This is a genomic window from Streptomyces sp. NPDC026659, from assembly GCF_040638245.1.
GTDB lineage: Bacteria > Actinomycetota > Actinomycetes > Streptomycetales > Streptomycetaceae > Streptomyces.
The window spans coordinates 168,825-194,958 of record NZ_JBEZXY010000013.1 but is presented as its reverse complement, the minus strand read 5'-3'; the positions used below and the strand labels follow the sequence as shown (position 1 = coordinate 194,958).

General features: G+C 68.6%; 16 protein-coding genes and 3 pseudogenes. 9 read left to right on the top strand and 10 right to left on the bottom strand.

Features of this window, described 5'->3' with window-relative positions:
* Positions 1 to 227: 227 nt before the first annotated feature.
* The 4 genes from AB0E91_RS28575 (at position 228) to AB0E91_RS28560 (ending at position 10,562) form a co-directional block, all read left to right on the top strand.
* Entirely contained in the window at positions 228 to 1,124 is an 897-nt protein-coding gene (locus tag AB0E91_RS28575; protein WP_361787757.1) for a 5'-methylthioadenosine/S-adenosylhomocysteine nucleosidase, read from the top strand.
* Positions 1,121 to 5,371: an ATP-binding protein gene (locus AB0E91_RS28570; protein ID WP_361787755.1), complete on the top strand. Its 4,251-nt coding sequence runs from the start codon at positions 1,121 to 1,123 to the stop codon at positions 5,369 to 5,371. The genes AB0E91_RS28575 and AB0E91_RS28570 overlap by 4 nt, the downstream gene beginning before the upstream one ends.
* Positions 5,372 to 5,444: 73 nt before the next feature.
* Positions 5,445 to 7,028 carry a 5'-methylthioadenosine/S-adenosylhomocysteine nucleosidase gene (locus AB0E91_RS28565; RefSeq protein WP_361787753.1) on the top strand — a complete coding sequence of 528 codons (1,584 nt, stop codon included), beginning with the start codon at positions 5,445 to 5,447 and terminating at the stop codon, positions 7,026 to 7,028.
* Positions 7,029 to 7,052: 24 nt separating this feature from the next.
* Complete coding sequence (locus AB0E91_RS28560) at positions 7,053 to 10,562, top strand: hypothetical protein (protein WP_361787751.1); 3,510 nt, start codon at positions 7,053 to 7,055, stop codon at positions 10,560 to 10,562.
* Between the two features lie 845 nt (positions 10,563 to 11,407).
* Here AB0E91_RS28560 and AB0E91_RS28555 read toward each other — a convergent pair.
* Positions 11,408 to 11,893, bottom strand: a complete 486-nt coding sequence (locus tag AB0E91_RS28555; RefSeq protein ID WP_361787749.1) for an ATP-binding protein — start codon at positions 11,891 to 11,893, stop codon at positions 11,408 to 11,410.
* A gap of 1,038 nt (positions 11,894 to 12,931) precedes the next feature.
* On the opposite strand from AB0E91_RS28555, the gene AB0E91_RS28550 reads away from it, so the two are divergent.
* Positions 12,932 to 13,132: a hypothetical protein gene (locus tag AB0E91_RS28550; RefSeq protein WP_361787747.1), complete on the top strand. Its 201-nt coding sequence runs from the start codon at positions 12,932 to 12,934 to the stop codon at positions 13,130 to 13,132.
* 161 nt (positions 13,133 to 13,293) lie between these two features.
* Here the strand turns inward: AB0E91_RS28550 and AB0E91_RS28545 are convergent, their stop codons facing one another.
* The 5 genes and pseudogenes from AB0E91_RS28545 to AB0E91_RS28525 form a co-directional block, all read right to left on the bottom strand.
* Positions 13,294 to 13,671, bottom strand: a complete 378-nt coding sequence (locus AB0E91_RS28545) for a hypothetical protein (RefSeq protein WP_361787745.1) — start codon at positions 13,669 to 13,671, stop codon at positions 13,294 to 13,296.
* 1,032 nt (positions 13,672 to 14,703) lie between these two features.
* Positions 14,704 to 14,877: pseudogene (locus AB0E91_RS28540) on the bottom strand (cold-shock protein); the annotation flags it as partial.
* A 535-nt stretch (positions 14,878 to 15,412) separates the two neighbouring features.
* Positions 15,413 to 16,096 (bottom strand): tetratricopeptide repeat protein, encoded by a 684-nt coding sequence (locus tag AB0E91_RS28535; protein ID WP_361787825.1) that lies wholly within the window; start codon positions 16,094 to 16,096, stop codon positions 15,413 to 15,415.
* A complete protein-coding gene (locus tag AB0E91_RS28530) occupies positions 16,041 to 19,028 on the bottom strand; it encodes a tetratricopeptide repeat protein (RefSeq protein WP_361787823.1) in 2,988 nt (995 codons plus the stop codon). Before AB0E91_RS28530 ends, AB0E91_RS28535 begins: the two co-directional genes overlap by 56 nt.
* A gap of 314 nt (positions 19,029 to 19,342) precedes the next feature.
* The gene (locus AB0E91_RS28525) at positions 19,343 to 19,822 is read right to left on the bottom strand and encodes a hypothetical protein (protein ID WP_361787743.1); all 480 of its coding nucleotides are present in this window, start codon (positions 19,820 to 19,822) and stop codon (positions 19,343 to 19,345) included.
* Positions 19,823 to 20,036: 214 nt separating this feature from the next.
* On the opposite strand from AB0E91_RS28525, the pseudogene AB0E91_RS28520 reads away from it, so the two are divergent.
* The 4 genes and pseudogenes from AB0E91_RS28520 to AB0E91_RS28505 form a co-directional block, all read left to right on the top strand.
* A pseudogene (locus AB0E91_RS28520) lies at positions 20,037 to 20,569 on the top strand (transposase family protein); the annotation flags it as partial.
* A gap of 151 nt (positions 20,570 to 20,720) precedes the next feature.
* Entirely contained in the window at positions 20,721 to 21,122 is a 402-nt protein-coding gene (locus tag AB0E91_RS28515) for a hypothetical protein (RefSeq protein ID WP_361787741.1), read from the top strand.
* A gap of 89 nt (positions 21,123 to 21,211) precedes the next feature.
* Positions 21,212 to 21,379 (top strand): annotated as a pseudogene (locus tag AB0E91_RS28510) (IS5/IS1182 family transposase); the annotation flags it as partial.
* Positions 21,380 to 21,450: 71 nt separating this feature from the next.
* Positions 21,451 to 21,780: a hypothetical protein gene (locus tag AB0E91_RS28505; RefSeq protein WP_361787739.1), complete on the top strand. Its 330-nt coding sequence runs from the start codon at positions 21,451 to 21,453 to the stop codon at positions 21,778 to 21,780.
* Positions 21,781 to 21,909: 129 nt separating this feature from the next.
* On the opposite strand, the gene AB0E91_RS28500 is transcribed toward AB0E91_RS28505, so the two are convergent.
* From AB0E91_RS28500 to AB0E91_RS28485, 4 genes are all read right to left on the bottom strand, one after another.
* Positions 21,910 to 22,743, bottom strand: a complete 834-nt coding sequence (locus AB0E91_RS28500) for a PIG-L family deacetylase (RefSeq protein WP_361787737.1) — start codon at positions 22,741 to 22,743, stop codon at positions 21,910 to 21,912.
* Between the two features lie 451 nt (positions 22,744 to 23,194).
* Entirely contained in the window at positions 23,195 to 24,745 is a 1,551-nt protein-coding gene (locus AB0E91_RS28495; protein WP_361787735.1) for an N-acetylmuramoyl-L-alanine amidase, read from the bottom strand.
* Positions 24,746 to 24,877: 132 nt separating this feature from the next.
* Positions 24,878 to 25,618 carry a D-Ala-D-Ala carboxypeptidase family metallohydrolase gene (locus tag AB0E91_RS28490; RefSeq protein ID WP_361787733.1) on the bottom strand — a complete coding sequence of 247 codons (741 nt, stop codon included), beginning with the start codon at positions 25,616 to 25,618 and terminating at the stop codon, positions 24,878 to 24,880.
* A gap of 23 nt (positions 25,619 to 25,641) precedes the next feature.
* The gene (locus tag AB0E91_RS28485; protein ID WP_361787731.1) at positions 25,642 to 26,058 is read right to left on the bottom strand and encodes a hypothetical protein; all 417 of its coding nucleotides are present in this window, start codon (positions 26,056 to 26,058) and stop codon (positions 25,642 to 25,644) included.
* Positions 26,059 to 26,134: the final 76 nt, after the last annotated feature.

Below are 26,134 nucleotides of genomic sequence, written 5' to 3'. Positions count from 1 at the left end.
CTAGAGGTTCGGGGCGAAGGTGCGTCGACGGCCAATTCTGTACCCGCCAAGGAGTGATGGGAAGGAAATCAGAGGCCGTTCCGATGTGGTCGGGCTGATCAACTCGAGAGCGGCGCCGAGGGTGGGACGGGGCTGCGGTGAGGCGGCGGTAGGCTCAGCAGACGTTGCGGTCGTGAGGGGAACATCCTTTGCTCGTAGGTGAGTTCGGTCTACATAATCCGGTCGTTGTGCTGACGGCTATCGGTCTGGAGTACGAGGCCGTGCGTGCACACCTCATCAATCCGCGCCGAGTGGTGCACGAGGGGACATGGTTCGAAGCCGGTGAGGTCGCAGGCTCGGGTCGTCAGGTCGTTCTCGCGGAGGTGGGACCGGGGAACCGGCCGACAGCGGTGATGGCCGAGCAAGCAAGGACTCGGTTCACACCCCGGGCAATCATCTTCGTCGGGGTAGCAGGCAGCTTGAAGCCCGATGTGAGACTGGGCGATGTCGTGGTCGCAAGCAGGATTTATGCGTACGACGGGGCCAAGCACGTATCCGACGAGGTGTTCGCACGTCCAGCGGCCTGGACGGCCTCGCACGATCTGCTGCAGGCCGCGAAGCATGCGCTGCGCGGAACCGAGTGGACCGGCCGCGTACATGCAAAAGCCTTCGAGTCAGACGGTCCGCCTACGGCGCACTTCAAACCCGTCGCGGCTGGTGAGACCTTGCTGAGTTCGATGGATTCCGAGCTGCGTGAGCGGCTCACCCGTGTCTTCAATGATGCGGTGGCCGTGGAGATGGAAAGCGCAGGGCTGGCCGAGGCGGCTGCTATCGGCGGAGTCAAGACCCTGACGATCCGGGGCATCAGCGACTACGCTGACGGCGCGAAAGCGTCGGCCGATGCTCGCGGTATGCAGGAGGTCGCCGCGGCCCACGCCGCAGCAGCGGCGATGACTGCTCTCACTGCCCTTCCCCTCGGCGTCGGTGAAGGCGGTGTCGACGGGCAGGGCTCCTGCACATCTGATGGTGCGGCGGTGCAAGGGCTGACACAGGTCAACACGGCGGACCGCAAGGGTGTGGTCAACGCCGTTCAGAACGGCTCGCTCACCATCAACCATCACGGGTCGCAAGCGACCGAGCGGTGAGCGGGGGCGACGAGCAGGCCGATGGTCCGCAGCTCGGAAATCCGCACCCCGTCGAAGACCTTTCGATGGCACAGACCAATAGCGCCGATACCGGTGGCACGGTCAACGCCGTCCAGCACGGCAACCAGATCATCAACAACTTCCTCGGACCTGATGCGCAGCGGCTCTTCACGCAATGGGAGAGAAGTCTGCGGCGCACTCCCGGCACGTTGAGCATCGCTCCGGGCCAGGTTCTGGCAATGGAACGTGAGACTCCGCTGGCCTCCCTGACCGATGCCCTCAGCACGGCCCAGGCAGGTCATGTGCTCCTCGTCCGAGGGGAACCCGGTGTCGGCAAGACCGCTCTGGTCTTGCGGTCCATCGACGAACTGCGCACCCGGTCCGTACACGTCCTGGCGGCCGCTGTGCCGGCAATGTCCTCGTACGCGGGCGGCTTGGACGAACTCATCCACGCACTCGGGGCCCAGGACGGCACATCGAGAGCATCTGCTCCTCACGGAATTCTGGTCCTGGACGGTGCTGAAGCCGCTCAGGAGGGGCTCGAAAGCCTCATCGTGGAAGCCGTGGAGGCAGCGATGGGTGCCGGGCTCACCGCTGTTCTGGTCAGCCGGGACGACGCGGCGGACACTCTCCGGGACCTGCTGGACCGGGCTGGGTGCACAGATGTCGGCGAAGTCATCGTGCCGTCCTTGGACGACCGGGAGATCGCCGAGATCCTGGCCTCGGCGCCGGAGTTGGCACGGCTCGCCAGTGATCCCCGATCACGCTGGCTGCTGCGCCGGATCGCCCTCATCGATCTGCTGCTGCGGTCCGTCAGGCGGAGCGCAGCACTGCCTGCTCAGCTGGCGAGTGAGGCCGAGGTCTACACCCATGTCTGGCTCGCGTTCGTGCTGAACAACCAGCGGATGGCCAACGGGGTAGTGCCTGAAGACCGCGGAGCGGCGCTCGTCTCTCTGGCAGAAGGACGGCTGACCGGCCGCCGCGCACCGTCCCTCCCCGGCCCTGCACTGGCTTCACTGCGCTCCGACGGCATCCTCGCTCCGCTCGGCGAGTCGTCGGCGACTTCGAACGAGGAGCACGCTTTCGCCCACGATGTACTGCGGGACTACGCCACCACCAAGCGTCTGCTGCTGGACGACGGCCTGTCCCTGCTGGACCTCCACGGGCCGCGGTGGGCCATTCGCGCCGGCCGTATCTTCTGCCAGATCAGGCTGCGGTCTGGGGCGGATGCGGCCGGAGGGTTCCTCACGCGGTGGAACCAGGTGCACCAGCAGTTCAAGCAGTTGGCGGCCACGCACGGATCGCGGTGGAACGAGGTTCCCTGGGAGGCGGTGCTGTCCTCAGGGTGGTGCGCCGAGGCTCTCGCCGCACTGACTGAGGACCTGGTGCGCCGCCCCGAGCTTCTAAGCGAGCTGCTGCGCTGCGTGACGTTGCGCTTCGGTGAGGATGGCGATCCGCTCGTCGCGGCCCCGGTCGTCGCCTGGCTGGCAGAGCACACGGATGTCTTCACGGACTACCGCAGCGAGCCGTGCGACACGCTCGTGGTGACGTGGCTGCGGAGTGTCTCCGAACAAGAGATCCTGGGGGACGGCGTTCCGGACTACCGGCCGGTGCGGGTCCAACTGCGCGAGGCGATGTTTCGATCGGTGCCCAAGTTCCCCACGCCCGCGTTCATCGAGGCGCTGGCACTGCTCGGTGCGGATCGGGACGACGCCGCCGACACCCTGCTGCGACGGCTGGCCCGCGAACGCGCCCACACTTTGATGCCGGCAGTGGACCGTGGCGGGTCTGCCCGGTGCCTCGCCACGACGAACCCGGCGCTGCTCACGGAGCTCGCAGCGGCCTACTACGCGCCGTCGGCGGACCCGCTGCGTCTGCGTGGTGAGGTGCGGGGCCGTTCAGTGGGAAAGCATGAGTACCTCGGCATCCGCTCACGAGGGCAGGCTGCCTGGTGGCGGGGGCCGTTCTTCTCCCTGCTGCAGACGGATCCCGTGCGCTGCATGGAGCTGATCAGCACGCTTTTGGCTGCCGCTGTCCGGCCGGAGGACCGGTACAAGAGCGGAGACGAGCCGGATCCGGACAGCGCTTCTGCCCCGGCTCTGCGTGGCGACTTCCTGGGAACGGGAGACTGCGAGTATCCCGGCCGCGGGGACGCCTGGTCCTGGTATCGAGGCGCCCTGAACGGCCCACAGCCGTGCATGAGCGCGCTCATGGCTCTCGACCGTTGGCTGGACCAGCTGGTCCAGGGCCGTGTCATGCCAGCTCGCAGGGCTGCGGAACTGGTGCTCAGACGGGTGGGGACCGTGGCCGGGGCCGGCCTCGCCTACGGCATTTTGGTACGGCATCTGGACGAAATCAGCGACGAGTTGGACGGCTTCCTGGGCTCACCCCTGGTCTGGGAGCTTGAGAACGGTCGCACCGTCGCCGACATGACGTTCCGCAGGAGTAGCGAGCTCCCGGGCGAGGAGCACCTGAAACTCTCCCCCGCCCAGGTGGCGATGTCTCTGGTTATCGATGCCAAACGACGTGGGGACAACGCGGCCGCGGCACGATTGCAGGCCGTTGCAGGACGGCTTCGTTCAGCCGCGACCGATGTCTTTGATGACCTGACACTCAGGTTCTGGGCCGATCACCTGGACTGTGAACGTTTCGTTCTGGTGAGAGACGGCGGTCAGGCAGCCGTCGAGGTACAACCGTCCGAGGCCATCCGGCAGGAGCTTGAGCGGCGCCGTGGCCGGTCGGACCTCACGTCCAAGCAGTATGAGTTGCTCAACCGATATGCGCTGCACCAGGATCTTCCCGGCCGCATTGGTCCGCCGACGCTGACAGAACCTAGCCAGTTGGCGAGGGACCTCCAGACGGCACAGAGCCTTCTCGACCACGGGGATGGCAGCGCGCAGAGGCTCGGCGGCGTGTATGCGGTTGCTGCGGCCGCCGTGTGCGCGGCGGCGAATGGAACCCTGGTGGCGGTCGAGGAGCTCTGCTGGTCGGTCGATCTTCTGACGGAGGTCATCCTCGACTGCCCTGCGCATCTCGATGCGGATGTGTCTGAAGCGATCCAGCCTTGGGAGGGCGGCCGTCAGGCGGCCCTCGCACTACCACGCAGTCTTCTGCCGACGGTCGCGTTGTTGGCCAGGGGCCCTCTTGGCACTGAGCGTGTCGGGCGTATCCGTGAAGCTGTCCTGCGGTGTAGCGCGCACCCGGTCCATGAGGTGCGGGCCTACGCCGCCGAAGGGCTGCGTCCGTTGTGGTCCGCCCCGTGCTCGGCCACAGTGGGCTCGTGCCACCACGCCGTGGCGTGGGAGGCCGTGGAAGCCGGCCTCCGTCTCGTGGTCGAGGACGCCAACAGCCTCCTTGCCTCTCGCGCAGAGTCCTTGCGTCCGCCTGCGGCGGCGCTGGACCAGCTGACCGGCGAGGAGCTGTCGCTCCCCGTCCTAGGCACGGCGCTGCCTGCGATCCTTGAGGCCGCCCGGCTGCAGCATTGCCGGACGGCCCAGGCCCTGTCAGTGCGAGCCTCGGTTCTGGACGCCTATGCGCGCGCGGCCTGCGTTTGGGGCGACGATGGATACCACCGGCACTCGGAAGAGCATGGTGCGGTGGCGGAAGCGCTCCTTCGTAGCGGTGCCGAAGAGCCGACGGTGATGACCGGCTTCGTAGACACGCTCACGGTGTCCCCCGCGGCGCTCAGCCATCTCCTGCACGGCCTGAAGATTGCCGCCACTTACAGTCCCGAGCTGGCGAAAACTCTCGGCGTTGTCTGGCCTCACATCATGGAATCGGTTCTGACCCGCCCACTGCCTACCGAGCAGGTTGACCGCTTCGGACACCAGGAGCGGCTGATGGAAGAGCTGGTCCCCAACCCCACGCCGTCCGGCGCGGACTTGCATGTGGACAGCACGCTGGCCAGGGCCCGGCGCACGTGGCTGACGTTGGGCCCTCTGCGTGACCTGATCGACAGCTGGACCACCTCTGCGGGCACAGAGAGGTTCGCCATCGACAATCTAGTCGGGTTCCTCAAGGCACAACCGATCCATGAACAGATCGAGCCGGGTATGCGGTGGGTCCGGCAGCTCTGCGTCAGCAGCAACGGAGCGGTCGACTCGGCGGGGTTCTTGCTTGTCGAATGGCTGCAGGACCTCCGCTCTGAGGTGACCGCTTCTGCCCGCCCCCACTATCGGGCGGTGGTCGACGGCCTCGCACTCGCACAACACCCGAGTGCCCCAGCACTGCAACGGCTGGACGAATGACCCACCCAGGCTCCAACCTCGCCCATGTCCTCTGGCCCCGGCCACAGGCATTGCCGTGATGCGATGCTCAGCCGTGAAGTGCGATCTCCGGCTGCCGCCGAGCGCCCTCACCGACAGCGACAAGGAATCTGCCTTGATCCAACCGACCAGCCCCCGTGTGGTGGTCCTGACCGCACTTCCTCTGGAGTACGAGGCGGTGCGCGTGCACTTGACGAACCTGGAGAGCGCAGAGCACGAGGCGGGGACCCGGATCGAGGAGGGCTCACTGCCGGGCACGCCCTGGCGGGTGGCGATCGCCGAGATCGGTGAGGGCAATACGAATGCCGCCGCCCTCACCGAGCGGATCAACTCATGGCTGCAGCCGGCCGCCCTGCTCTTCGTCGGAGTCGCCGGAGGTCTCAAGGACGACGTCGAGCTCGGTGACGTCGTGGTTGCGACCAAGATCTACGCCTATCAAAGCGGCAAGCAGGACCCCGCCCAGTTCCTGTCCCGCCCGAACACGTGGGAGGCCTCCCACCGGCTTGAACAGGCCGCCCGTCATGCCCTGCGGTCCGACGAGTGGACCTCGCACATCCGCAGCCAGCGGCCACCGCGCCCGCCCGCCGTGCACCTCAAGCCCATCGCCTCCGGCGACGTCGTACTCAACTCCGCCGACAGTGCGCTCTCAGCCCAACTGCACCACGCGTACAACGACGCGGTGGCGATCGAGATGGAGAGCGCCGGCTTCGCCCGCGCGGCACACCTCGCCGACCAACTGCAGGCCCTTACCATCCGCGGCATCAGCGACAAGGCCGACGGCCTCAAGCACACGGCGGACGCGGGAGGAAGCCAGCCCCAGGCAGCCGCTCACGCCGCCGCGGCCGCCATCACCGTGATCACGGCGCTCGCCCCCTCGGCCTCGGCCTCGGCCTCCAACGCCTATCCCGCCGCTAGTTCCGCAGAGGTCGGCACCGCGCGCACCCCGCACAACGGAGGTAGGCAGCCAACGGCCGACGGCTCGAGCCCGCAGTGGGAGCCGATGTCCGACACCGTCGAGGTGAGCTGGCGCAGAACGGGCCACAACTCACCCTTCAGTACGAGTGCAGCCAGCCTGGAGATCCATCTCGTCCCGATCCCTTCCGGCAGCCGCATTGAGGTACGCAAACTGGCCCAGCTCGGTGACCAACTCATCCGCACCGGCCGGGAAGACGGCTTCTTCACTCTCTCCGAGCTACTCGATACAGCTGCCGACGACCAGCACACTCTGGTGACCACACCGGACAGCGGCCAAGGCACTACCGGACTGGCAGTCCTGCGCACAGGACAACGCTCCGCATGGCAGCCGCTCCCCCACGACGACATGGGAGCCGTACTCGACCCGGTTGAGCTGCCCCAGCAGATCGCCCGGCTACTGGCTCTCCTCGTCCGGCTGCCACTGCCCGACCCGCTGTCCGTCGCCCTGGGTATCGGTATCGATCCAGCCACCATGGTCAGCGAAGACACCATGAGCCGCTTGCCCCGCAGCACAGCCCAGTTCCCGATGAGACACCACCTCTTGGGAGTCCACCCGGACGAATCGCTCACCATGAAAGAGCTGAACGCCAAGAGCGACAGCGTCGCCGAGGAGCTCGCCGCCCGCCTGCTCGCCAGCTTCCGTACCCCGCGCCGCAGTTTCTGACGTAGCCGAGAAGAAGGACGCACGATGGACATGAAGAGCGGGCCAGGCAGTACGTCTCCTGACGCTAGGGACTCTGGCACGCACGCTTCTGTTCAGATCAACTCAGCGACGCACGCTGGCACGACAAACGCAGTACAAAACGGCAATCTGACGGTTAATCAGTATTTTCACGCGGATCCCGGCGCGCCTAATCCGTGGCTCACACCGCAGGAAGCGTTCGACGATCCGCAGGCTGCCGCATACTTCAGCCATCATTGGGACCTGGTCGGACGATCCGATCTCGTTGAACAACTGCTCTCCTTCGCTTTGGGTGATGACGACACCGAGGGCAGGATCGGTGTCCTCGTGGGCGCGGCGGGCGGCGGCAAGAGCCGTGTGCTGCAGACGCTCGCGGCAGAGTTCGCCCGCCGCTCTGAAGGCGTCGTGCAAGTGCTGCTCGCCACCGAGGGCGTCCATCAGCATGTTGTTGAGCAACTGCCGGAACACGACAGTCTGCTCGTCATCATCGAGGACGCCCACCAACGTCCCGACGAGTTGGCGGTGATCATCCGGGCACTCCGCCGTGAACGGCCCGGGGCCGTCCTGGTCGTCTCCACCCGACCGTCCGGCACGACAGTACTCAGGGGGACGTTCAGGCAGGTGCGGGTGGACGACGCGCGGGTTTCCACGTGGGAACTCGGCGAACTCTCAACGCGAGATGCCTCCCGACTCGCAGAACAGGCGCTCGGCGAGGCGAAGCGGCACCTGGCCCGCCGACTTGCCGCGACCGTGGGTGATTCACCGTTCCTACTGGTGTTCAGCGCGGTGGAGATCGCGCGCGGCAGGCTCGATCCCCAGCGGATGGAGAGCGATGTCCGCCTGCACCGGGAGGTGGTGGAAGCGTTCATCGAAACGGCGCTGACGGACCCGGCGACGCGCGACCAGGACCGAGCCGTGCTGCACACCGTCGCGGCTCTGCAGCCCGTGCGCACGGATGTCCCGCGCTTCGTCAAGTCCATGGCGGCACTGCTCGGCACCCCTGACAGCGTCCTTCAGGTCCAGCTGCGCCGGCTGGTGAGCAGCGGAGTGCTGGCACGCAGGGGTGCCTCGCACCGGATCCTTCCTGATCTCCTGGGCGATGTGCTGCTGGCCGAGGCCGCCATCAATCCGGACACCGGCGCCTCCACCGGCTTTCTCGAGCGCGTCCTGGCCGAGACCGCCGGAGAACCGCTGACAAACGCACTGGTCAACGCTGGCCGAGTGGACTGGCAGTGGAGCCGGCTCAGGCCGACCGGCCGGTCCCCCTTCGAGCCGCTGTGGCACACCATCGAACAGGAGTACACCGACGGCGATGCCTCGACCCGCAGCCATCTCCTGAAAGTCATAGGCAACATCGCCCCGTTCCAGCCACGGCGTGTCCTCGGCCTCCTACGTCCAGAGGTGGAGGCCGGCCCGGCCAATGCGCCTCGCCTGCTGGACGACGTTCCTCCGGTGCTGGCTGCGGTTGCGCAGGACCCCGAGCATCTCGGTGAGGCCCTCGACCTGCTGTGGAAACTCGGACAGCACGACATGCGTCCCCTCCGCTCGTCCTCCCAGTCGGCACTGGGGCTATTGAGCGACCTCGCCTCCTACTCACCCGACAAGCCCTTGCTCTACCAGGAAGCGGTGGTCGAAGCGGTCGCCCGATGGGCGCAGCAAGGCCCGGTGCGCACCGCCGACCGAATGCCATTCGCCCTGCTGGACCGGATCTTCGAGCCCGTGGCGGAGGGACACGAGTTCGACGGCCGGATGCTCACCATCTCGCGTCTGCCGCTGCTGGCTGAGCGTGTGGCGCCGGTGCGCGACCGGGCGTACCGGGTACTGCTCGAGGCGTACGGCTCGGCGGACCGTATGAGGGCGGGCGTGGCGGCACGGAGTTTCGCGGAGGCTCTCAGCGGCCAGGTCGGGCAGTTCGCAGACTGGCTGGTGCCCGCCCTGGAGGCGTTGGCCGCGCGCACACGTGAAGTCCGGCCCGGGCCGTTGGTGGCGCTGGCCGTGCGGCGGTCGGTCCACTGGCATGTGGCGTACGGCTCTCCGGATGCTGCGGCCGCAGCGCGCGTCGTGCTGGAAGCCCTGCCCGACTCGCTTCCGCACCGGCTTGCCGTACTGCTGCACAGCGACTGCCACGAATGGTCGGTAGGCGAGGACTACGACTATGAAGCGACCGAAAACAGCTGGAGCCGTCGGCTGGCAGAGGCATCCTCCCAGGCCACAGCTTGGGACGACGCCACGGCCTGGGACGTCTTGCGCGACCTGCTGGAGCACGGGATGCAGATGTTCGCCGAGGCTCCGCCAGGTTGCACGGCCCTCATCGCCGGCATGGCCTCGGAACGACCTACGCGTGCGGCGGCAATCATCCGTGGGGCCCTGGAGTGCAGCGACATCACAGCGGAGCTTGTCCTTCCGCAGGCGTTGAAAGCCCTGTGGAAGGACGAGCCCGACGTCGCCTGGCAGATGGCGGCGGAACTTGCGGACGCCAGTCGCGCCGCACCGGTCCGCGCCGTGCTCCGGGCCAGCGCGGCACGGCTGGCGGCAGGGGACGTACTGCATCCACACGAACTCGCGATTGCCCGTCAGCTGGCCACCCGTGCCGACAGCGCCATGGGCACGGATGTCTTGCGCCTGGCCGTCTCGATGATCCGCAATGCGGCTTCGCGCGAAGACGCCATCGCGCTTATCTGCTCAGTTCCGTTCTCCGGTCTGGCGCGAGGCGCGGCGGACTTCTGCTGGGCATTCATCGACCCGGCCGGCCTGTCGTGGTCCGAGTTCACCCCGGAGCAACGGAAAGGGTGTCTGGCGGAGTTGGCCAAGACACGGACGATCGATGACCCTCGAGTCAAGTCGGCCATCGCGGCCCTGTCGGAAAGTCACGAAGACGAGGCGTTGGACCTGCTGCTGGCACGGCTGGAGTCGTGGGAGCAGGATCCCAAGCCGGGCTTCGATCCACTGCCCTTCGCCTGGCACGCCCGATCCCCCTTCACGAACAGCGCGCGCCGCGTCGAGCTATTGCGGAGGCTGACACGATGGTTCGAAGAAGAGCGTGAGCACCCCTGGCGGCGCGAGCTGTACGGCACCAAGCTCTTCGCGACCGTCGCCGGCAACGTGTACGCCAGCGCCGCACGTGACGTGCTGCTGGAGGTATTCAGGTCGGGTGAGCACCAGCGAATAGACGCTGTTGCGCCACTGCTGAGCGGCGCACATCGCGGACTCCTCTGGGAGGAGCCCCAGTTCGTGGCCGAGGTGCTGAGCGCCGCCGTTCAGCTCTCGGAGGAGCTGTACCGCAAGGTCGGCGGCAGGCTGATGAGCTCCGTAACAAACGGATCAAAATCGGCCTCCCCCGGCGAACCGTACCCGCAAGATCTTGAGATCCTGCAGCGCGCCACGGAAGTCCGGGCGACGCTGCGCGCCGGCTCTCCGGAGGAGCGGCTGTACGCCGCACTGCAGGACTACGCAAACAGACAGATCGACTCAGCCCGCAGAGAAGACCTCAATTTCGACGCCCGCCGAACTTGGTGAACAGTGCCTCGTCTCATGACGTCATTGCCGTGACCGACCGGCTACGGCCAGCAGATACAGGGGCAGAAGCACTCGCTGGGGCCCCTCGACCGGAAGTCGAGGGGCCCCAGCGATCGGGAACGGTCGCACGGTCAGGTGAGCTGGCCATCGCGACGCGTCCCCGGCCGGGCCGAAGGGCCGCTTGCGGTGCTGCTCCCAGACATCGACGCGGAGCTGACCGTCTGGGACAACGACCGCGCGCCGTGGTCCGAGGAACTACTCCCGTGGCCGAGCTGGCGTACTGGCTCACGCACTGGCTCCAGAGCGCCAAGGCCGAGGCACGGGATCTCACACTCGACTCGATCTCCGCGAATCCGGGCTGATTCACAGCGCACGGACCGATAGCGGGTGGAGCGTCGGAACTCCTCCAGCCGAATGCGCGGACGTCTCTCGTCACCTGAGGTCCCCTGAAGGTCAAGATCAGGAAGTTGTGCGCTCCTAAGCGAAGGCGTCGCCGGGCCGGTGATCGCCCCCACCTCCATCCCCGAGCCCTGGGCACGCTCCAGTACGGCCAACGCCGCAGGCAGGACTGAGTCAATTCCCGACTTCACCCAGCGAAGGCGCTCCCCGGTGGTCTGCGAGCTGCTCCCCGCCCAGACAGGACGGGGCCAGCTGCCTCCCGCGCGAGCGGCGAAGAATCCTCAGATGAACCCCAGGATTCTCAATACATCTGCGGGATTTTCATCCAACTTGCTGCAGCGCAGGTCAAACACCATTACGACACGAAAGAACTGCCCAAGACACCTCTCAGCCACCTGCCGCATCGCAGTTCAGAGACCTTTCTCCACTACAGCGAAAATGAGAACTCACACCCACGCGACATCGTCCTCGGTCACGTCCTCCCACAGCGGATGGAAGGCAGCCATCACGGTGGCCACCTCGCGCGGGCTGAGGCGCGGCACCAGCTCCCAGGTCAGCACCCGAGAGGCCAACGCGGGCACGCGGCGCAGCGCCCGTTCGCCGTCCGCACCCGCGAGCACGAGTGCCGTGTCCGTGTCCGGGTGGTCCCACAGCCCGCGCAGAAACTCCAGCGCCGGCCCCGGAAGGCGCTGTGCCTCGTCCAGGACCAGCACACGGGGCTGCCGCAGCGCGTTCACCAGCATCAGGTCGGCCTCCCCCGCCCCGCGCGGCAGCCGCCTGCCCAGCTCAAGGGCGTCCGCGAGCACCCGGCGCAGTTCGGGAACCGTCGGATGCACACCGACGTGGACCCGGCGGACCCTGGCCGGGTGCGGCAGCTGGGACAGGGCGTACTGCAACGCGACGGTCTTTCCCTGACCGGCATCGCCGTACAAACACACCACCGCCCCCCACCGCGGCCGCGTGCGCGACCGTCCGCAACACCGACCGAACAGCAGGCGTGTGCACCACCTGGGCACCCGGCACCAGGACCGGGACCTGCGCCAGGTACTTCTGCTCCCGCAGGAAGACCTGCCCGCCGGTGCCTTGGCCGGCCACGACGTTCAAGCCCAGCTCGCTGAGCAGATCCGGCCTGCTCGGCCCGGCCACAACAGGCTCCCGCCCGGTCAGCAAAGCCCGCCCCGCCCGTCGGTCCCTGCGGATCACCCGGCTCAACGTCGACATCGACGGAACGGGCACCTCACCACCGGCAGCCACCAGACGACGCCTCAGCTCCGAGACATTGCCCCCCGCCTCACCCAGCAGCTCCCACACCTCATCCGACACCGCGTATCCCTGCCGGACAGGCGCCTCCACCCGCCCCGTCGCCTTCGCCTTCGCCTTCGCCTTCGCCTGCTCCAGCCAGCGCCACACCGTACGCTCCGAAACACCCACCGTCTCAGCGACGGCACACACATGCCGCGTGGCCAGCTCCCCCGCCTGCTGCCGCTCCAGCAAACGACGCACCACCAACCCCCTGGGCAGCACAGGCCCACGACCGGCCCTTACCTCTTGATCCACCCCACGATCACACCGGCCCAGCCCACCCGAGGGAATCAGAACTTACGAACCTGAGACAACATCAGCTGCCATGAGATAAAGCCCCACGACAGCGATCCCACCCCTCAACCTCTCACCTCATGACAGCGGCCCACCCACCCACAAACACCCACTGACCAGCCCCATAACACCCATCCCTGGACCAGCGCGACCGACTCTCACCACCACCGACCCCACACCGAGAAATCGCAGATGGGGTATACGACCGTGCACGCGGACTGGGGCCAACTGGATGCGTCCCACAGGACCTCGGCTGCGGGCGGTCCTGTGGGACGTCCACCGCGTTGCGGGGCTGGAACTGGCGTGTCCGGAGTGCCGGGGACGGCTCTTCGCGCGTGTCTCCTCCCACGGGGGCCCGACACTTCTGCCACCAGGTGCGACCCGAGACGTGGGCGCTGGCGAACAAATCGCCGGAGCATCACCTGCTGAAGCTGGAGCTGGCCACCGCCGCCCGGGCAGCGGGCTTCCGGGCGGAGCTGGAGGTCAGCAGCAAGACCCGGACCTGGCGGGCGGTCCTGCTGGTCTTCGACGAGCAGGACCGGCCGTTCATGGCCCTGGAGGCGCATCAACGATGAACGGGGCGGTGGCCTGTGCGAGGCGGCCCTTGGGTGAGGGACAGCCGGCCACGGCGGTCCCCCGGGGACGCGGGTGGGAGCGTGCCGGGGCTGCGAGCGGGACGGAGTGCCGGTGAGTGCGGAGGAATACGCGCAGGAGCTGATGCGGGGCGGCAAGATGCTCAAGGGGACACGGTCGGCCAGCGGTAGACCAGGACCACGGTGCGCCGTACCCCGGCGTCCATCAGCGCCTGGACGCGATGCTGGCCGTTGATGTAGCCGCCCTCACCGTCGGGCTGCACGGCGACGGCTGGCCTGAACAGGCTCTCCAGCGCCTGACGCTGCCACTCGGAAGTGCCTTCAGCCTGCGCGTACCGGTCGACCAAGTCGGCCAGTTCGTCGTGGGGAACAACCTCGCGTCGGGCTCGGTCCAGGGCAGTGACCGCGAGACGGGTGACGGCGTGCCAGTTGCCGCCGTGGTACCAGCAGCACGTGCGGGTGCGGGCGGTGGGAAGGATGCGGCGCAGCAGGCGCCGCGATCGCGAGGCGCCGGTGGGCATGCACGCGGCTTCACGGAACGGCGAAGGAAGGCCCAGCCGGCTCACCGGCCAGACCTCGAAGTGCGGTTCGGGCTCCGGCTCGGGGATCCGGGGCGTGTATGCGGCGCCACGGCCCGCATCGACCGGACGGCCCACCAGCTGTTCGAGCTGGTCGTCAGTCAGGGGGCTCCACTGTGGGACGCCGAGCCGGTACGGCCCGGCCGAGGTGAAGGTGACCAGCTACCACCTCTCCTCCTGGTGGGCGCCCGGCCGGTCGCCCCACAATTGTCGCTGCACCCACAGGGGAGGCTCGGCATCGTCGGGGCAGTGTCGCTCCCAGACCGCGGCGGCATAGCGCTCCGCGGCGTTGGTCAGGCTTGGGCCGTCCTCCAGACACTGGGTGACCACGGCAACCGGGCGCAGGCCGGGGGCGGTGAACAGTTGGAGCCGGAACGACGCCGACTGGGGGCCGAGGTCGAGGCCGGGGTGGAACATGCTGTCGTCTATGCGCACATCGCGCGGGCCTGCCACGCGCAGTGCGGCACTCAGCTGGGCAGAAATGCTGTGGGGCGTGGCGGACTGCGCCGGGTTGGTCTCCTCGTCCATGCCGTGATCACGCCGCAGCGCTGCCCGCGCGTTCCCGGGATCCGACCGGGAGGAGGGCTGCCAGCTCTTGGGTCTCGTGGAGAGCTGATGGCGGCTGTCCTGGCCGCCCTTGGCAACATCGATGTCACCGATCGCCACCAGGCGGCGCGTCGGGCGTGCGGTGCGGGGGCGCTGTTTGCCCGGGCTGCGGGGCCAGTTGGACGTTCCAGGCCGGTTAGCCCACACCTGTGTGCTCGGTGCGGGGGGGGGATCCCGGATGGCACCGAGTGGTACGTCGTGGTGCGGACTGGTCAGCGGTTCACGTCTGCGACGCGGTGGTGGAGGAGTCGTTCGGGCCGTTTTTGTGTGGGCAGCCGCTGTCGTTTCCGGATTCGGCTGCAGGTCCCGGGGTTGCCCCGGGACCTGCAGCCGAATGAGGTCAGACGACGCTGATGTTCTCTGCCTGCGGCCCTTCTGCCCCTGGGTGACGTCGAACGTCACCTTCTGGCCCTCCTGGAGCTCACGGAAGCCGGAGGAGTTGATGTTGGAGTAGTGCGCGAAGACGTCCGGGCCGCCGCCGTCCTGGGAGATGAAGCCGAAGCCCTTTTCGGCGTTGAACCACTTGACGGTTCCGCTGGTCATGCTGAGCCTTCCGGTCGATATCGGACCCGCACCGCGCGGACCCGAACGTGATGCCCTGCTCCCGCACCGCACAGCAAAACGCCCACGCCAGAGCGCGGGCAGGCACTGCGAATCACGACATCCGACAGCGACGCTACACGGAGGAACCGGCCCTCACCAGAGAGCAACGGCCGTGACTCACCAGCACGCTGGCTCGTCGGTGGTGGGGCGAGCGCACGCGGCACGCCGTGCACAGCGCGGCGTGGCCTGGCGAAGCGCGGAGGGACATGTTGTGGCGGCGGAGGGCAGTCCGCTCGTGCGCCACGCACCAGCGGGTGTGGTGAGGTTGCGGCTCCCGGCTGGTGTGCGTGCGCGGAGTACGGTGTCGCGGGCTGCCCGGCTGGAGCATGCCCCCTGCCGTCCGCCACCGACCGGCCCGGCAGCGTGGCTGCCGCACGGTTCGAGCCGCCGCTCGGGATGAGGATGACAGGCAGGCATTTCAAGGGGGCAGGGCCGGCTGACCGAGGACCAGGGGGCTGTTCGCGATAGCGCGATGTCATTCGCTCCCTCCCTGAAGCCGTGTCCGGTTGGCGGTCACGTACTCCCCGAGATGGAGCGCCTCCTCGATACGTCCTGCGAGTCGGTACGACGTGGCGAGCTTCTCGAGGGTGAGCAGGGTCTGAGGATGAAGGGGACCCAGGACTCGCGTGCGGTCGGTGGCGACCTGCTCCCCGAGCTCGATCGCCTCCCCGATACGCCCCGCCTGCTGGTACATGAATGCGAGGTTGCCTTGAGCGATGAGGGTGTTGGGGTGGTCGGGGCCCAGGACTCGCGTGCGGTCGGTGGCGACCTGCTCCCCGAGGTCGATCGCCTCCCCGAGGCGTCCCGCGTCCTGGTACGCGAATGCGAGGTTGCCCAGGACGATGAGAGTTTCGGGGTGGTGGGGACCGCGGACCCGTGAGCTGTCGGCAGCCAGCTGCTCCTCAATAGCGAGACCCTCGTCCGTGCGTCCTGCCTGGTGGTAGGCGCGGCCGAGGCTGCCTCGGACGGCCAGGGTCTGGGGGTGGTCGGGTCGCTTGATGCGTTGGCTGTCGGCGACCACCTTTTCCAGCATGGTGATGGCATCCTGGGTGCGCCCCGCATGCAGGTAGGCCTCAGCGAGGTTGCCGCGCGCGGTGAGGGTGTCAGGGTGGTCGGGGCCGTTGATGCGCTCGTCGTCGGCGACCCTCATTTCGAGCAGGGTGACGGCTTCGTCGACGTGCCCCGCCTGCAGGTAGATAGAAGCTGCCGAGGTTGCCGCGCGCGGTGAGGGTGTCAGGGTGGTCCGGGCCACCGATCCGCTCACGGTCGAGGAGGACCTGCTCTTGGACGGTGACGGCTTCGTGGGGGCGTCCGGCCTGCAGGTATGACTCGGCGAGGCTGGCACGGGCGGTGAGGGTGTCGGTGTGGTGGGGGCCTTTGATGCGTTCGCTGTCGGCGACCACTTTCTCCAGCAGGGTGATGGCATCCTGGGTGCGCCCCGCATCCTGGTAGCAGTCGCCGAGGTGGCCTCTGGTGGTGAGGGTGTCGGGGTGATTGCGGCCCAGAATTCGCTCAAGATCGGCGAGGCCCTCTTCGAACAGGTTGACGGCCTGGTCAGTGCGCCCGGTTTCCTGGTAGAGGGTGGCCAGGTTGACGCGAGCGACAAGGGTGCCGGGGTCCTGAGGGCCCAGGATGCGCTCACTGTCGGCGAGGACCTCTTCTTGCAGGCTGAGGGCGATGCCGGTGCGTCCGGCATGCTGATAGGCGGTGGCGAGGTTGCCGCAGGCGAGGATGGTACGAGGATGATCGGCACCCAACACCCGCTCGCTATCGGTCACCAGGCTTCCCGACAGCGAGACGGCTTCACTGACACGCCCCGACTGCAGGTGGCAGAGGACGAGTTCGCTGCGAGCCAGGACAAGGGCGGAGCTCTGAGGGCCGGGGACCCGCTCGTAGCTGGCCACCACATACTTGAACTGCGCGACAGCCTCATCGGTGCGCCCGGCCCGCCGGTAGCTGGAGGCCAGATTGGCGCGGGCCTCCAGCGCATCGGGGTGATCGGGACCTAGAACGCGCTCGCTGTCGGCAACCACCTCCTCCTCCATGCGGACGGCCTCATCGATGCGCCCAGCCTGGAAGTAGGAGCAGGCGAGGCCGGCACGGGCCGTCAAGGAGTGAGGATGGTCGGGCCCGAGGACCCGCTCACGATCGGTACGGACCTGCTCCCCGACGCTGATGGCCTCGCTCGTGCGTCGGGCTTGCCGGTAGGCGTCGGCCAGGTTGCCGCGGGCGGCGAGAGTCTCGGGGTGATCGGTACCCAGGACCTCCTGGCAGTCGACAATCACCTGTTCAAGCAGGGTGACAGCCTCACTGGTGCGTCCGGTCCGTCGATAGGAGACGGCAAGGTTGTTGCGGGCGGTGAGGGTGTCAGGGTGGTCGGGACCCTGGATGCGCTCACCGTCACGGACTCCCCGTTCGAGCAGAGGGAGGATCTCGTCCGCTCGTCCGGCCTCCAGGTAGGAGGCGGCGAGGTTGGCGCGGGTGACAAGGGTGTGGGGGTGGTCGGGGCCCTGGATGTGCTCGAGGTCGGCGAGTACCTGCTCCCCGAGGGCGACGGCCTGGTTGGTGCGTCCGGCTTGCTGGTAGAAGGTGGCGAGGTAGCCGCGGGTGACAAGGGTGTGGGGGTGGTCGGGGCCCTGGATGTGCTCGAGGTCGGCGAGTACCTGCTCCCCGAGGGCGACGGCCTCGCTGGTGTTTCCGGCCTGCCGGTGAGCGACGGCAAGGTGGGCACGGGCCTGGAGCGTGTCCGGGTGCCGGGGCCCCAGGATCTGCTCGCTCTTGGACGTCAGGTCCTGCCAGTAGGTGGTGGCAGAGGAGGGCAGGCCGGCGCCGAGGAAGCTGTTGCCAGCGCGGTAGAGGACACGGTGTCCTGCGGGCCGGTACAGCGCGTCCCCGGCGCTGTCGGTGAGGGCGATGGTGTTGGCGCGTAAGGCGGAGGTGAGAGGGGTCTCGCGTTCGGCGTCGGGCCAGGAGTCGATGAGGGCGTCGGCGACGGTGCGGGCCAGCTCCCCGTGTTCGGGGGGAGCGAGGGCATCGCGGACGGCGCGCTGGACGAGCTGGTGGACGCGCACGGCGGTCGCTGGGACCTCCGGCATATGCTCGATGAGACTGAGACGGCGAAGTGCGCTCAAAGCTGCTCGGGCCTCGTCATGGGTCACCGAGGGAACAGCCGGTTGCGTGACAGGGCCGCGGGCAAGGCGGGCCATCTGATCATGCTGTTCGGTGCGGGCGGGTGTCTGGACTGTGGATCGGGCCGTGCTGGCCTCGCTTGCGCCTGCGGTCCGGTGGCGGGCGAGATGGACGAGGGCAGGCGTGCTGGTGAGGACCGTGTCGGGGATGCCGTTGGGGGCGAGGAAGGAGGCGAGGCGGAGCATGGGGCGAGCCAAACCCGCGGGTTTGAGGGAGTCGGCGTGTTCGATGGACAGCGACCATGTGGCAGCGACCGTGAGGGATTGATCGTCGGGCAGGAGATGGGGCGCGGTAGTGCGCAGGGCAGTGGTGCGGTCGGCGAGCAGACGCCGGTAGGCGGCGGCTGTCATCCTGGTGTCGGCGAGTTCGGCGATGTAGGCGGCGGCCTGCGCCAGAGCGAGCGGCAGGTGGCCGAGGTCACGGGCAAGCGCGTCCAGTTCCTGGGCGGGGTGGGCCAGGGCGTAGGGGGCGAGCACGCGGGTGAGGTATGCGTGGGACTCGTCGGGAGAAAAGACGCCGACGGAAATGAGATGGCGATCGGTGAGGAGGGCTGGATCCCGGCGGCGGGTGGTGATCAGAGTCCGGCCGGTCGGTGAGGGCGGCGGCCACAATCCGTTCATTGCCGTCGGGTCGGCGAGGTCGTCCAACACGACCAGCCACCGGCACCGCGGCCGGCCGGCCTTGGGCGCCAGCCAGGCCAAGAACGCCTCCGCTGCCTGTTCCAGATCCTCGGGCGCGGCCGATCCGATGAGCTGGGCAGCGGCATCGGCATAGGCGTCGATCACCGCGGCTTTGGTGTCTGCGGTGACCCACACCAGCACGTCCACCTCACCGTGCTCCATCGCGCTCCGGGCGTAGTGGGCGGCGAGCTGACTCTTGCCGACTCCTCCGAGCCCGGCCACCACGCCTGCAGCACCACTCCTCGCCGACACTCCCACGGGAGTGGCAGGGGCGACAGAGGTGGTTGGGCCCAGGACGGCCGAGCCGCCGCTCGCCAGCGCCGCTGCGAGCACGGCGATTTCGGCACGGTGCTGGAAGCAGGCGGCCCGTTTGGGCGGGGTGCCGACCTGGTGCGGCCAAGCAGCAGGCGGTCGCGGCGCCGCGTGCTGGGTGATCCGGTAGGCGGCAACGCTGTTGCCGGAGGCACTGATGATGACGGGCTTCGCCCCGACCGATGCGGCAGCGCCGGTCGGAGCAGTTGTGGTGCCGGAGGCAGTCAGCCCTTGTCCGTCTCCGGCTGCTGAGGGTTTACGGCCCCGACCGTGACGTTTCCCTTCAACTCCCAGGTCGCCACGGAACCACCCTCTGCGTGGATCTCCACGTTGTTGCCGACGGCCACGCCGTTGCCATGAGCAGTCGTCTTGCCTGCGGCCCGAGTGGCAGCCTGCACCTCCTCCACCGCCGCCTTCAGCGCAGTCGCGAACTGCCCGTCGCGTTCGACGGCCTCATCGAGAGAGCCCTCCAGTCGCAGCCGAGTACGCTCCGACAGCTCCGCACGACCCTCCTCGGCCTCCTCCAGTGCCCGTTCCAACGCCGGATCCTGCCCGAGCTTGCTGCTGACCAGCATATGCAGACGGTTCATCCCGGTCTCCAATGCCCGGTCGACCTCGCTGTCAGCGCGCCCCCCAATCAACCTCGCCTTGCGCACTGCCCACGCGAACACGTAGCCCGCAGCGATCTCAACACCCGGAAACATGGCGACCCCCCTCAAAGCCGACCGGAATATCGCTCCGACCGTACCCGCGCCAGGGCACCGCGCACCTGCAATGGCGGCTTATGACGATTCATTGCGTAACTTTGATCGGCAGGGAAGTGTCATGAATCAGGCTCTGGCCCGTAGTCGGTGGTGACGTTGAGTAGCCGCCCGTAATCATGATTTTGTGATGGATGTCAACTTCCTTATGGACGCGGTGTTTTCCGGGCTGTCGGCGTTGGCCGTCGAGAACGTGGCGGACGGCGGTGACGCGGTGGTGATCACTGCCCGCACCCGGATGTGGCGGTGCCGTGTCCGGGGTGCGGGACGCCGACAGCAAGGGTGCACGGGTACCACGGCCGGACGGTGACGGACGTGCCGGTCGACGGCCGCAAGGTCGTCGTCCACTTGCGTGTACGGCGGCTGGTCTGCCCGGTCCTGGGCTGCCGGCGGCAGACCTTCCGCGAGCAGATTCCCGGACTGCTTGAGCGCCATCAGCGCCGCACGGTGCGGCTTGCCGGGCAGATATCCCAGGTGGCACGGGAGTTGTGCGGCCGGGCAGCCGCCCGCCTCGCCGGTCTGCTGGCCACGCCCGTTTCCCGCAGCACCGCGCTGCGCCATCTGCGGCGCCTGCCGCTGCCACAGCAGGCGGTCCCGCGGGTGATCGGCGTGGACGATTTCGCCCTGCGCCGCCGTCGTCTCTACGCCACGATCATCACGGATGCCGAGACCGGCAGACGCGTTGAGATCAGCGAGACGAGTGAAAGCACCGAGAGCAGCAGCTGAGACGCGAACGCCGTGGCTCCGGAGCCACGGCCAGCCGACGACGAGGCTCGGCACTCGGGGTGACTTATGAACGACGTCCCTTGCCACAACCCTCACGGCGGCCGAGGCGCGGCACGTGGCTCCTCAGCGGCTTCCTTCCGGCGGACTGCTCACTCCGGGCACCGTCCAGCGGGAGGTCATCGACGTGGCCTCCGGGCACACCGACGTCCCCTACACCCCGCAGCCCGGGCTGCGGTTCGTGATCGAGGTAAAGCGACGCAAGACCAAAGCGGATCGCGAGCTCGTGGAACGGGACTACCTCGCGCAGGCCGCCAACTACACTGTTACCGGGCCGCCGTTCAGCATGCTTCTGGTCGGCGACCACAGCAGCCACGCGGCCGGGTACTCGGACTTCGACGACCGGGTATGGATCACCAGCTACGCCCGCAGCGCGACCGAAGTGCCCCGTCTCATCGTGGTCGGCGTCCTGCCCATCGGTCGCCCGACCCCCTCTGCACTGCGCATGCCGACCATCTGACACCTGTCGAGGCGTCAGTGCGAGGGGGCCGCGCGCAGGGGCGGCTGCGACGGATCCCGTCCGGCCCCGCGCGTGCGGGGACCACAACCGGCGGGCGGCCTCCGGCCTTCGACCGCGAGGACTACAAGGCCCGGCACGCGGTCGAGTGCGGGATCAACCGGCTCAAGCGCAACCGCGCGGCCGCCACCCGGTTCGACAAGCTCGCCGTCCGCTTCGAAGCCACCGTCCTGATCGCCGCGCTCGGCGAATGGCTCTGACCGGCCTGAACCGTCGGTTCCTCATGCCATGCTGACCGCGATCCAGGTGAACAGGCGAGGGGAAGGCAACGATGGGGGCTCAGTACTACGGCGCCGACAGCGAGAACGGCGACCGCATCGACGACCCCTCCGAGGACGCGCTGTTCATGATGATCAGCGACCTCGACAACTCCGACAACACGTTCGTGGTCGTCCAGCCCGACGAGGACGACCCCGTCTGGTTCGCCTCCGTGGCCGTCCTCGATGAAGGCGGCTACGAGATCGTCCGCCGTGACACCGCCCGCAACGAGCACGAGGTCACCACGGCGACCAGCATCAACGACATCGCCCGCGACCTCACCATCTGGATGGCCGCCCGCGACTTCCCCGGACGACCAACCAGACAGGTCAGCGAGTTCTGAAACACGGCCCAGTCGGTCCGGTCCCTACCCGGCGGGCTAGCGGGCGTCACTACGGTTCGCAGGACCCTCCCCACGTAACCGCGCCGTGCGATAGAAACGCTCGCCCCACCAGGCGGCAGGGCGAGCGGATCAGCGCAGGCCGGCGAAGAGGTCGTTCTCGGGGGTGGCCGCACCGGTGGTGTCCTGGACGCGGACGAAGGTCTCCATGCCCATCAGCTCGCCGAACCGCTGCTTGCCCATCCTGAGGAAGAAGATGTTCTCGCCCTGGCTGGCGTGCGCGGCCAGGGCGTCGAATTTCTGACCGCTGTACGCGGTGGTGTCCACCCACGTGGTGATCTCGTCGTCGGGAAGACCGATCTCGGCCAGCGCGGCGGTCTCGGCCGGGTCCGGGTCCGGCCTGTCCTCGTGGAACTCACGCATCACCTCACCGAACCGCTGCATCATCGAGCGAGGCGCAGTGGTCCAGTACACCTTCGGTGTCAGCGCGGTCATCTCCAGCGCCGCCATCGTGATGCGGTGCGCCTGGATGTGGTCGGGGTGACCGTAGAAGCCGTTCTCGTCGTAGGTGACGACCACATCGGGCCGGTAGTGCCGCATGAGTTCCGCGAGTCGGGCCGCGCCTTCCTCCACGGGAAGCTGCCAGAAGGATCCGGGGGCGTCGTTGCCCGGCCAGCCCGCCATCCCGGAGTCGGCATAGTCCAGCATCTCCAGATCGCTGACCTTCAGGACGTCACAGCTCGCCTCGAGTTCCTGACGTCGCATCGAGGCGACCGCCGCCGGGTCGTGCCCGGGTTCGCCCGGCTTGACACCCCCCGGTCCGTCACCGCAACCGCCGTCCGTACATGTCACGAGAACGGTGCGGATGCCCTCCGCCGCGTATCGCGCCAGGATCCCTCCGGTTCCGGTGGCCTCGTCATCGGGGTGGGCGTGTACTGCCATGAGCGTCAAGGGCCGGTCAGTCATGAAGGAGTCCTCCTGCGGAAACGCGTTCTGGTCCGAGTATGCGGCGCGCGTACCGCACCCCGGGAACCCTGTCCCTGACGGAGCGGACGACCCTTGCGGTGCCGAGTTCCCCACTCGTACGGCGCCGGACCTCGGTCAGGACAACCGTGCAGACCCCATCGGCTGTTCCCCTGTCGGAAGATGACTGATCATCACGAAGAATGACGCTCCAGGCCGGCATGAGACGCGCTCGGAGCGGATCCCGTCGGGGCAGGGCGGCATCCTCATCCACCCACCCGGGCATCCGGGCAGCGGTCCCGCCCGATCCGCTCATCCCGCCTCTGGCCGCAGAACCTCACCTCACTGGAGCCGCCGTCGATCAGTGCCTGCCACGACAAGCCCCCCCCCGGTCACGGTGAGCCCCTGGCCGCCGGCGATCCCGAAGAGTTGCCCCACGCCGTCGGCAGGCCGATCAGCGGCCGGCTTGCAGCGCGCCCCAGGTGGCGGGTCCGACCTGGCCGTCGACGCCGAGCGAGCGGCTGGTCTGGTAGTCCCGTACGGCCTGCTGGGTGCCCGGGCCGAAGTCGCCGTCCGCCGTGACGGTCCGCCCGAGCGCGGCGGTCAGGGCCCGCTGGAGGCGCTGGACGGCGGCGCCGGTGCTGCCCTGGCTGAGGGCGGGCGTGGTGCCGGCCGAGAGCAGTGCGGTCCAGGTACGGGCGCCCACCACACCGTCGGCGGCGAGACCGCGGGCCTGCTGGAAGGCGGTCACGGCGGAGGTCGTCTTCGAGCCGAAGCTGCCGTCGACGGTGCCCGCGTCGAAACCCTGCGCGTTGAGGAGCGACTGCGCGGCCGAGACCTGGGCGCCGGTGGAGCCGGAGCGCAGGGTGTCGTACGACGGGAAGCTGAGCTGGACCTCGCCACCGCCGGTGCTGCCGCCGACCAGCTGCATGTAGTAGGTCCAGTTCCAGTTCGGACCGGGGTCGGTGTGGTCGTTGCCGGGCACCTCGGAGTGGCCGACGATGTGCGCGCGGTCCTTGGGGATGCCGTAGCGGGCGCAGATGGAGGCGGTCAGCGCGGCGGAGGAGCGGTACATCGCGTCGGTGAACCAGCTCGGGTTGTCGATGTACCCCTCGTGCTCGATGCCGATGCCGCTGGCGTTCCCGGAGCGGGCGTGCCAGGCGGTGTCCTTCTCGCGGACCATCTGGGTGATCTGGCCGTCCGAGGAACGCACCACGTAGTGCGCGCTGACCTGCGCCGACGGGTTCTGGAACCAGCTGATGGTCCCGGCGTACGAGCCCTCGGTGACGTGGATGACGACCTTGCTGATCGCGGCCGTGCGGCCGACCGCGTAGTTCGCCGCGTTGGCCGGGACCCAGAGGGCGGAGGGGTAGTCGGGGCTCTGTGCGGCCGGGGCCAGGGCCGACTCGTAGGCGCCGCGCTCGGGGGCGACCTTCCGGGCGGGGAGGGTCAGCTTCTCGCCGCCCTCGGCGCGGGCGGTGACGCCCTCGGCCAGGAAGGTGTAGACGGTGTCGGCGTAGAGCCGGGCGGTGGCGGGGTCGGTGGCGCCGCCGTACCGGGCGAGGAGCGGGTACCAGGTGTCGGTGTCGCGGCGCTCGGCCTGGCTCAGTCCGGCGTGGTCGGCGTAGGAGCGCAGGACGGCGGCGCCGCCGCGGATGTTGGCGGCGGTGTCGGTGCGCAGTTCGCGGGCGGTGTCGCCCGTCAGCCGGGACGCCAGCTCCAGGGTGTGCTGGTCGGGGTTGCTGACCAGGTGCATCACGCCGTAGCCGCCCGCCTGGCTGGGCAGGCCGTGGTGGCCGTCGAGGTGGGTCTCGCTGTAGCCGAGGGCGATCAGGAGGTCGCGCGGGACGCCGTACTCGGCCGCGGCGCTGCTGAAGGCGTGGGCGACGGGGCCCTCGGATCTCTCGGTGCGGGGTGCGGCACTGACGGGCTGCACGGCGGCGGCGATGACGGCCAGGGTGCCGAGGCCGGCGAGGGCCGCGCGGCCCAGGGGTATGCGGGGCATGGGGGTGTGACCTTCCGGGTGGGGGCGCTTCCGGGTGGGGGTGGTGGATGTGCGGGGGCGCTTCCGGGTGAGGGCGGGGAGTGTGCGGGGCCGGGGACCTCGTGCGGTCCCCGGCCCCCGGGCTGCGGCAGGTCAGATGGTGCCGCTCTCCCACCACCAGGAGCGGCCGAGGTCGGCACGGCTGTCGACGTGCTGATGGTCGACGTCGTACCGCTCCAGGCCGGAGAAGCCGCAGGTCTCGGCCTTCTGGTAGACGGTGCGGTTGGCGACGCCGGGCACGTCGAGGTCCGCCGCGGTGCCGTAGAGGTGCATGCTGTCGCTGGCGCCGCCGATCTCGGCGTTGTGCGCGATGCTGCGGAAGCCGGAGTTGACGGTGATCGGCACGTTGCCGAGCTTCTTGCGCAGCGCCTCCAGCTTGTACATGGCCCGGCGGGCGTTCTCCTTGACGGCGGCCGCGCTCACCTTGCCGCCGTTGAAGTTGCCGCTGGAACGGTCGTAGAACTCGCTCCAGTTGAAGTGCGCGGTCGAACCGTCCGACTGCTCAAGGGCGTTGAGCTGCGCCTGGGTCGCAGGCCCGGCGCTGCCGTCGACCGAGAGCCCGTAGGCGGCCTGGAAGCGGCGCACCGCCGCGGCCGTGCCCGGCCCGAAGTCGCCGTCGATGCTCACCCGGGACTGGGACGCGGAGTCGGCGGCCCAGCCGGCCACCCGGATCTGAAGCTCCGTCACATCGGCGCCGGTGGCACCCTGGTTCATGGTGCGGGTCCAGTTGTACGCCTGCGCGCTGCCCGACAGCAGGACGGGCCCGGCGAAGACGCCGACGGTGGCGGCGAGGGTGCCGCGCAGAACGGTGCGGCGGTCCGGAGAGAAGGTCATCGTGAACTCCCTTGTGTCTGCGGTCAGAAGGCGAGCTGGAACGGGACGACCTGGGCGTCGGTGTCGTAGGCGTGCACGCGCAGCTTGAAGCGGGTGCCGTCCTTGACGTCGGTGGCGACGGTCGCCCACTGGGGGCCGAACGTCGAGTAGGTGTTGTCGTGGTTGCACAGCGAGGTGTGGTCCACGAAGACGATGCAGGCGTCCAGGAAGCCGGTGGCCGAGCTGCTGAGCTTGATGTTGATGTCGGAGCAGCGCGAGGTGGTGGTGTAGGTGCCGAACTCGACCGCGGCGGCGGAGTAGCGGTAGGTGAGCGACACGGCGCCGCCGTAGCAGGAGGTCGCTGTCGTCTCGGGCCGGGCGGCGGCGGGTGCGGTGGCACCGGCGGCGAGGAGCGCGGTGGTGGCGGTGAGTACGGCCGCCGTTCTCCGGGTGCGGGTCATCGGAACTCCGAATCACTTGGAAGAAGCGGGAGTTGGTGCCCTCGACTCACTTGAGGGAAGCGGGAGTTGGGGCCGT